The organism is Bradyrhizobium sp., from assembly GCF_036735945.1.
In the GTDB taxonomy this organism is placed as follows: domain Bacteria; phylum Pseudomonadota; class Alphaproteobacteria; order Rhizobiales; family Xanthobacteraceae; genus Bradyrhizobium.
In genome coordinates, this window is the sequence record NZ_DAINNI010000173.1 from 1 (window position 1) to 8,076 (window position 8,076).

At 66.2% G+C, this 8,076-nt stretch carries 8 protein-coding genes; 5 read left to right on the forward strand and 3 right to left on the reverse strand.

What is annotated here, in order from left to right:
* Window positions 1-69 precede the first annotated feature (69 nt).
* Genes V7E26_RS27835 through lpxK form a run of 3 tightly spaced genes read left to right on the forward strand, consistent with a single transcriptional unit; the run spans window position 70 to window position 3,074 of the window.
* Entirely contained in the window at window positions 70-783 is a 714-nt protein-coding gene (locus V7E26_RS27835) for a lysophospholipid acyltransferase family protein (protein ID WP_324422542.1), read from the forward strand.
* Complete coding sequence (locus V7E26_RS27840; RefSeq protein ID WP_324422558.1) at window positions 746-2,080, forward strand: 3-deoxy-D-manno-octulosonic acid transferase; 1,335 nt, start codon at window positions 746-748, stop codon at window positions 2,078-2,080. Before V7E26_RS27835 ends, V7E26_RS27840 begins: the two co-directional genes overlap by 38 nt.
* Window positions 2,073-3,074, forward strand: a complete 1,002-nt coding sequence (gene lpxK, locus V7E26_RS27845; protein ID WP_324422544.1) for a tetraacyldisaccharide 4'-kinase — start codon at window positions 2,073-2,075, stop codon at window positions 3,072-3,074. Before V7E26_RS27840 ends, lpxK begins: the two co-directional genes overlap by 8 nt.
* Window positions 3,075-3,175: 101 nt before the next feature.
* Here lpxK and V7E26_RS27850 read toward each other — a convergent pair whose 3' ends face one another.
* Window positions 3,176-3,400: a DUF2093 domain-containing protein gene (locus tag V7E26_RS27850; protein WP_324422546.1), complete on the reverse strand. Its 225-nt coding sequence runs from the start codon at window positions 3,398-3,400 to the stop codon at window positions 3,176-3,178.
* Between the two features lie 186 nt (window positions 3,401-3,586).
* Between V7E26_RS27850 and V7E26_RS27855 the strand changes: the two genes are divergently transcribed.
* Window positions 3,587-4,420, forward strand: coding sequence for a dienelactone hydrolase family protein (locus V7E26_RS27855; RefSeq protein WP_324422548.1), 834 nt, complete (start codon window positions 3,587-3,589; stop codon window positions 4,418-4,420).
* On the opposite strand, the gene xseA is transcribed toward V7E26_RS27855, so the two are convergent.
* Window positions 4,421-6,031, reverse strand: coding sequence for an exodeoxyribonuclease VII large subunit (gene xseA / locus V7E26_RS27860; RefSeq protein ID WP_324422550.1), 1,611 nt, complete (start codon window positions 6,029-6,031; stop codon window positions 4,421-4,423).
* 168 nt (window positions 6,032-6,199) lie between these two features.
* Here xseA and purD point away from each other — a divergent pair, with 168 nt between their 5' ends.
* Window positions 6,200-7,483: a phosphoribosylamine--glycine ligase gene (gene purD / locus V7E26_RS27865; RefSeq protein WP_324422552.1), complete on the forward strand. Its 1,284-nt coding sequence runs from the start codon at window positions 6,200-6,202 to the stop codon at window positions 7,481-7,483.
* A gap of 113 nt (window positions 7,484-7,596) precedes the next feature.
* Here the strand turns inward: purD and V7E26_RS27870 are convergent.
* On the reverse strand, window positions 7,597-8,076 hold a 480-nt coding region (locus tag V7E26_RS27870), incomplete at its 5' end, for an acyl-CoA dehydrogenase family protein (protein ID WP_324422554.1).

The following is an 8,076-nucleotide window of genomic DNA, read 5'->3' on the forward strand; positions in this document are numbered from 1 at the left end:
CCACATGCGCTATTTCGTGGTTCACCTCCACCGGCTGCTCGATCCAGGTCAAGACGCGAAGTAATCCAGTTGAAACGCCTCCTTCGCGATTTGCTGCGCAGCGCCTTCGTTCAGCGCGTGCTGGGTGTGCTTGCGGCCGAGTATCTGCGGCTGGTCTGGCTGACCAACCGCTTCAGCTATGAGCCGGCCGACGTCTATGCGCAGGTCGAGCCGCAAATGCCGGCGATCTTCGCGTTCTGGCACGGCCAGCATTTCATGACGCCGTTCATCAAGACCAAGGAAACCTACCGCGCCAAGGTCCTGATCTCGCGGCATCGCGACGGCGAGTTCAATGCGATCGCCGCCGAGCGGCTCGGCATCGGAACCATCCGGGGATCCGGCGACCATGGCGGCGCGTTTCACCGCAAGGGCGGAGTCGGCGCGTTCCGTGAGATGCTTCAGGCGCTGGAGGACAAGTGGAACGTTGCCACCACCGCCGACGTGCCGAAGCGCGCGCGGGTGGTCGGGCTCGGCGTCATCATGCTCGCGCGCGAGTCGGGGCGGCCGATCATGCCCTTTGCGATGGCGACCAGCCGATTCATCCGGTTGAAGAACTGGGATTCTTCCACCATCAACTTGCCGTTCGGGCGCGGTGCGCTGGTCGGCATCGAAGCCGTGTATGTTCCGCCGGATGCCGATGCCGAGACTATGGAAAAACTGCGTCTTCAGGTAGAAACTTATCTGAACGAAGCGACCCGTCGTGCCTATGCCGCCGTCGGGCGTCCGGAGGCCGCTCTTGGCTAATTCGCTGCCGATGACGTTGCGCGTCTACCGGAAACTGTCGTTCGCGATGGTGCCGTTGTCGCCTGCATTGATCAATCGGCGATTGAGGCTCGGCAAGGAAGATCCGGCGCGGATCGGCGAACGCCGCGGCCTCAGTGCCGATGTCCGCCCGGCAGGTCCTTTGGTGTGGATTCACGGCGCCAGCGTCGGCGAAGTGCTGGCGGCGGCGGCGCTGATCGAGCGGTTGCGGGCGCTGAATCTGCGCATCCTCGTGACCTCGGGCACGGTGACTTCGGCCGCGATCGTCGCCAAGCGGTTCCCGCCCGACGTCATCCACCAATACGTGCCCTATGACTCGCCGCGCTATGTCGCGCGGTTCCTGGATCACTGGCAGCCGTCGCTGGCGCTGTTCATCGAATCCGATCTGTGGCCGAACCTGATCCTGTCCAGCGCCGCGCGGCGGCTGCCGATGGTGCTGATCAACGGGCGGATGTCGCACCGCTCGTTTCCGCGCTGGCAGCGTGTCCAGGGAACCATCTCGGCGCTGCTCGACAAGTTCGACATCTGCCTCGCGCAATCGAAAACCGACGCCGAGCGCTTCGCCGCGCTGGGCAGCCACAACATCATCGTCACCGGAAATCTCAAGCTCGACGTTCCCGCGCCGCCGGCTGACGCCAACAGGCTTGACATGCTGATGTCGATGACCCGCGGCCGTCCGGTCGTGGTCGCGGCCTCCACGCATCCCGGCGAGGAGGAAATCCTCACCGAAACCCACCGCGCGCTCGCCGGTTATTTTCCGAAGCTCCTGACCGTGATCGTGCCGCGGCATCCCGAGCGCGGCGAAGCCATCGCGCGGATGATCGAAGCAAGCGGCCTCAATCCCAGCCTGCGCTCGCGCGAGGAATTGCCGACCGCCACCACCGACATCTACGTCGCCGACACCATGGGCGAACTGGGGCTGTTCTATCGGCTGGCGCCGATCGTGTTCATGGGCGGCTCGCTGGTCGAGCGTGGCGGGCAGAACCCGATCGAAGCGATCAAGCTCGGCGCCTCCATCGTCCACGGCCCCCATGTCTTCAATTTCACCGACGTCTATGAAGCGCTCGATTCCGCCGGCGGCGCGCGGCGGGCCGATACGCAGGAAGCGCTGACAAAGCATTTCGGGCAGATGCTTGCCGATCCCAATGCGCGCGAGGCCGTGCTCAGGGCGTCCGAACACGTCGTCGGACATCTCGGCGGCGCGCTGGAGCGGACGCTGTCCGCGCTCGAACCGTATCTGCTGCAATTGCGGATCGAGATGGGAGCGGCCAATGCGTGAGCCGGGCTTCTGGCACGGCCCGGCTTCGCTGAATTCGCATCTGTTGAAACCGCTCGGCGCGCTCTATGGCGCCATCGCCGCCAGGCGCCTGCAGCGCAGGGGATTGAACGCCGGCATTCCCGTGCTCTGCGTCGGCAATTATCACGTCGGCGGCGCCGGCAAGACCCCGACCGTGCTGGCGCTCGCAAGACTCATGCGCGAGCTCGGCGAGACGCCGGTGGTGCTGAGCCGCGGTTATGGCGGTAAATTGCGCGGGCCGGTCAAGGTCGATCCCGACAGGCACGCGGCTTCCGATGTTGGCGACGAACCGCTGATGCTGGCGGGCCATTTGCCGGTCGTGGTGTCGCGCAGGCGCGCGGATGGCGTGCCGCTGGCGCGGTCGCGAGGCGCGACCGTGATCCTGATGGACGACGGCTTCCAGAATCCCTCGATCGTCAAGGACGCGTCGCTGATCGTGATCGACAGCGAGCGCGGCATCGGCAACGGACAGGTATTTCCGGCAGGTCCCCTGCGCGCGCCGCTGCGGCCGCAACTGGCGCGCACCGATGCGCTGATCATTGTCGGCGACGGCGCAGCCGCCGCGGCGGTGGCGGCAGAGATTGCGGCGCAAGGCAAGCCGGTGCTGCGCGCGTGGCTGAAGCCGGATCAGGAAGCGGTGGCCCAGCTGCGGGGCAGGCGCGTGCTGGCGTTCGCCGGTATCGGCGATCCCGCGCGATTCTTCGCCACGCTGCGCGCCAGCGGCATCGATGTCGCGAGCCAGCACGCCTTCGCCGACCATCATCCGTATTCGCAGGCCGAGATCGAAAGCCTGATCGCCGAGGCGAAGCGCGAGGCGCTGACGCTGGTGACGACGGAAAAGGATATGGCGCGGCTGCGTGACAAGGCGCAGCCGATCGTGCCGTTCGCGGTGACGCTGGAATTCGACGAGCCGGCGCTGCTCCGCAAGTTCGTCATGAATCGCCTGTTCAAAGCCCGGGAGAGGAAAGAATCGTAGCCCGGATGAGCGCAGCGATATCCGGGATAAGTCTACGTTAGGCCCCGGATGTCGCTGCGCTCATCCGGGCTACGAATAGGGACGACGAAAGGCGACCTAGTCTAATCCGCCTTCAGCGCGCCCGGGAAATGCCGCTGCAGCACCGCGCTCGGCATCGCATAGGCCTCCTGCAGGTCGACGCTCCAGTACTTCAATTCGTCGAGCGGAATCCGCGCGTCGGTGATGGCGCAGCGCACATAGGTCCCGGGCGAGATCACACGGAAATCGCCGTCGAGATACTGCACCTGCGCTTCGCCATGGCCCGAGGATCCGAATTTATTAAGCACCGCCAAACTCTCCGATCGGCTGCCCCGTGCGGGCCGGCCTCAAGTACATTTTCAGGATTCGATCTATCATAAATAGGTCGTACTGTCCGCCGTGGAAACCCACCTACTTGTGATGATTTTGCCCAAGGGCGCATGATAGCCTTAATTTCGCTGTGACCGCGGCGCCACAACCATCCGGCCCCAATCATGCGTTTATTGCCAGCAGCGCTATCCCTGACGCTCCTCGCCGCGGCCTGCACAGCAAGCGCCGCGCCGTTGCCGGCGCCGCAGGCCGTCGATATCCCGGCCGCGAGCCTGACCTTGCATGCGCAACTCTACAAGCCCGAAGGCCTGGGGCCGTTTCCGACCGTTGTCGCGCTCCACGGCTGCGGCGGATTGGGAACACCGTCGGAGCCGGTGCTGCCGCGCTACCGCGACTGGGCGGCAGAGCTGTTGCGGTCCGGCCATGCGGTGCTGTTGCCGGACAGCTACGGTTCGCGCGAACTCGGCCCGCAATGCCGCGCCAAGGAGCGCCGCGTGCTCGCCCGCCGCGAGCGGGTCGCCGATGTCAATGCGTCGCGGCAATGGCTGTTGCAGCAGCCGTGGGTGGCGCGGGACCGCATCAGCCTGATGGGATGGGCGAACGGCGCCAGCGCGCTATTGTGGGCGGTGCGTCCGCAGTCGCTGTCGCGCGGCACCGACCCCGACTTTCGTTCGGCGATCGCATTCTATCCGGATTGCCGGGTCTCATCCGGTCTCGGCTGGAGCACGCGCGTACCGACGCTATTGCTGATCGGCGCCAAGGATGACGTCAGTTCACCGCTGGCCTGCCGCCAGGTGGTGGAGGGCGCGCGAGGCCGCAGCGCGCTGGCGCGGATCATCGTCTATCCCGGCGCGGCCCATGATTTCGACCGCGCCAACCTTCCGCTGCGCGCGATCGCAGGTTCCGACACCGAACTGCCCGAACGCGGCCATATCGGCACCGACGCGGAGGCGCGCAAGGATGCGCAAGAGCGCGTCAGCGAATGGCTGGCGCGCTGATCAGAACAGGCTTCCCTGATCGATCGGCTTCGATACGCGCTTGGGCGCCGTTACCTTCGCCTCGCGCTGGGCGGGCTTGTCGGCAGGAGCCGCTGCGGCAGGACGATCCGCATCCGCGACGGCGCCGACGCGGCCATCGGCAAATTCGATCGAGAGACGGGCGCTCGGTCCGACCGCGGCGGCGGCATGGACGGCGTGGCCCTGTTCGTCGCGCACCAGCGCAAAGCCGCGGGCCAGCACGCCGCGATAGGACAGCGCCGACAGCAACTGGCCATTATGCGCGACGCGGGCATCGAGGCGTTGCATGGTCGTCAGCAGCGCGCGGCGGGCGCGTTCGGCCAGCCGCTGCATGCGCTCGCGGTCGCGTGCAATGGCGTTGCGCTGCGCCTGCGCGTTCGAGAGCTTCGAGGCCTTGAGCCTGACCTCCAGCCCCGCGAATCGTTCGCGGCGTTGGCGCAGCAGCGCGCGGGCGGAGAGACGGATGCGTTCCCCTGATACGGTGAGGCGATGGTTGGCCTGGGCGACCTGTCCGCGCAGCACCTTCAGCGTCAGGCCGGCGCTGAGCTGCGAGAACCGGCGGTGATGGGCGTGGGTGTTGGCCTTCAGGCCGCGGGGCAGGGCGGCGCCGAGATGGTCCAGCCGCTGCCGCGGGATCGCGAGCAACTCGCTCAGGCTCGGCAGCGCGCGGGCGGCGGCGCGCAGTTCGTTGCGGCGGCTCTCCTGGCCGCGCTGCCAGCACACCATCGTGCGCCGCGCCAGGCTCTCGACCTCGGCGAACAATTCGCTGCGCACCGGAACGGCCATTTCGGCCGCCGCCGTCGGTGTCGGCGCGCGCTTGTCGGCGGCGAAGTCGATCAGCGTGATATCGGTCTCGTGGCCGACGGCCGAGATCAGCGGGATCATGCTGTCGGCGGCGGCGCGGACCACGATCTCCTCGTTGAACGACCACAAATCCTCCAGCGAGCCGCCGCCGCGCGCCACGATCAACAGGTCGGGGCGCGGAATGCGGCCGCCTTCCGGCAGCGCATTGAAGCCGCGGATCGCGGCGGCGACCTGCTCGGCCGAGCCTTCGCCCTGCACCTTGACCGGCCACACCAGCACGCGGCGGGGGAAGCGGTCTTGCAGGCGGTGCAGGATGTCGCGGATCACGGCGCCGGTCGGCGAGGTGACGACGCCGATCACTTCCGGCAGCCAGGGCAGCAGCTGCTTGCGCGCCTCGTCGAACAGGCCCTCAGCGGCGAGTTTCTTCTTGCGCTCCTCCATCAGCGCCATCAGCGCGCCGACGCCGGCCGGCTCGAGCGAGTCGATGACGATCTGGTATTTCGAGGAGTTCGGATAGGTCGTGAGCTTGCCGGTCGCGATGACCTCGAGCCCTTCCTGCGGCTTGAAACGCATCCGGGCGTGGGCGAACTTCCAGATCACCGCCTCGATCTTGGAGCTCTCGTCCTTCAGCGCGAAATAGCAATGTCCCGACGAGTGCGGCCCGCGGAAGCCGGAGATCTCGCCGCGGACGCGGACATGGCCGAAGCGGTCCTCCACCGTGCGCTTGAGGGCGGAGGAGAGTTCGGAGACGGTGAATTCGGGCGCGTTGTTGACGTTTTCAGCAGGCATGTCAGGGCTTAGAATCGGCCTTTTCCAGCGCTTCCGCAAGGTGCCGGGGCCGGGATAGGTGTGTCAGGACACATATCCACACAGGATTGGGCCCATTGTTGCGGTCGGCCGCCGCCGTGCTAAACCGTCGTGCAATAGCCGGCAACCCTCCAATTGGCTGCACTCCCAATGAAGATTCTCCTGCTCGGTTCCGGCGGCCGCGAACACGCTCTCGCATGGAAGATCGCCGCTTCCCCGCTGCTCACAAAACTGTGGTGCGCACCCGGCAATGCCGGCATGGCGCGGGAGGCCGAGTGCGTCGCACTCGATATAACAGATCATCCGGCGGTGATCGAGTTCTGCAAGCGCAACGCCGTCGATCTTGTCGTGGTCGGCCCGGAGACGCCGCTGGTAGCCGGCATCGTCGATGATCTCGCGGCTGTAAGCATCAAGGCGTTCGGCCCTCGCAAGGAGGCGGCGCAACTCGAGGGCTCCAAGGGATTTACCAAGGACCTGTGCAGCGAGTTCAATATCCCGACGGGCGCCTACCGGCGCTTCGATAACGCTGATGATGCGCTGGCTTACGTCCGCGCCCAGGGTGCGCCGATCGTGGTCAAGGCCGACGGGCTGGCGGCCGGCAAGGGTGTCGTGGTGGCGAAGACGCTGGCCGAGGCCGAAGCTGCCATCGCCATGATGTTCGACGGCGCGTTCGGTGCCTCAGGAGCCGAGGTCGTGATCGAGGAGTGTCTCGTCGGGCGCGAGATCAGTTTCTTCGCGCTCTGCGACGGCGAGACGGCGATCCCGCTCGCCTCGGCGCAGGACCATAAGCGCGTGTTCGATCATGACGAGGGACCGAACACCGGCGGCATGGGTGCCTATTCGCCGACGCCGTTCGTGACGCCGGAAATTCACGATCAGATCATGGCGCGGATCATCCTGCCGACGGTGGCCGGCATGAAGCAGCGCGGCACGCCGTTCCGCGGCGTGCTCTATGCCGGCGTGATGCTGACGGAGCAGGGACCAAAACTGTTCGAGTACAACGTCCGCTTCGGCGATCCCGAAACCCAGGTGCATATGCTGCGGATGATGTCCGACATTGTGCCGGCGTTCCTGGCGTCCTGCGACGGGGAGTTGAAGCACTTTGATCTGCGCTGGTTCCCCGATCCGGCGCTGACGGTGGTGATGGCGGCCAAGGGCTATCCCGGCGACTACCGGAAGGGCACGCGCATCGAGGGCCTCGATGATGCCGGCAAGATCGAGGGCGTCGAGATATTCCATGCCGGTACGGCGGCAAAGGATGGCGGAATCGTCGCCAATGGCGGCCGGGTGCTGAACGTCTGCGCGATGGGCAAGACCGTGACCGAGGCGAGAGAGCGCGCCTATCAGGCCGTCGACCGCATCAAGTGGCCCGATGGATTCTGCCGGCGTGACATTGCCTGGCAGGCGGTGGAGGCGGAGAGGGACGCGTGCTAACCGTCGCCTCCGTCATTGCGAGGAGCGAAGCGACGAAGCAATCCTCTACCCCCGTGCGGAGATGTGGATTGCTTCGCTTCGCTCGCAATGACGACAACTGCGGGATGACGCTCCTACAGCAAATCCCCACCGGCCGCGCTCGCGGTGGTGCCGTGCTCGCGGAACGCCTTGATGACGTTCTTGCCGATCTTCCACTTGTGCACTTCATCCGGACCGTCGACCAGCCGCTGCGAACGCACCTGGGTGTACCACTTCGCCAGCGGCGTATCCTGGCTGAAGCCGAGAGCGCCGTGGAGCTGGATCGCGGTGTCGATCACCTTGTGCACCATGTGGGCATGGAAGATCTTCGCGATCGAGTTCTCCTGGCGGATGTCGAGACCCTTCTCGGCCTTGTAGGCGATGTGCAGCAGCATCAGCCGGCCGATATAGAGTTCGCTGGCGCAATCGGCGAGCATGAACTGCACGGCCTGGCGGTCGGCGAGCAACTGGCCGAAGGTCGAGCGCTTGGTGACATGGGCCACCGCCATGTCGAGCGCGCGCTGCGCCTTGGCGACGTTGTGCATGCCGTGGCGCAGGCGGCCATAGGCGAGGCG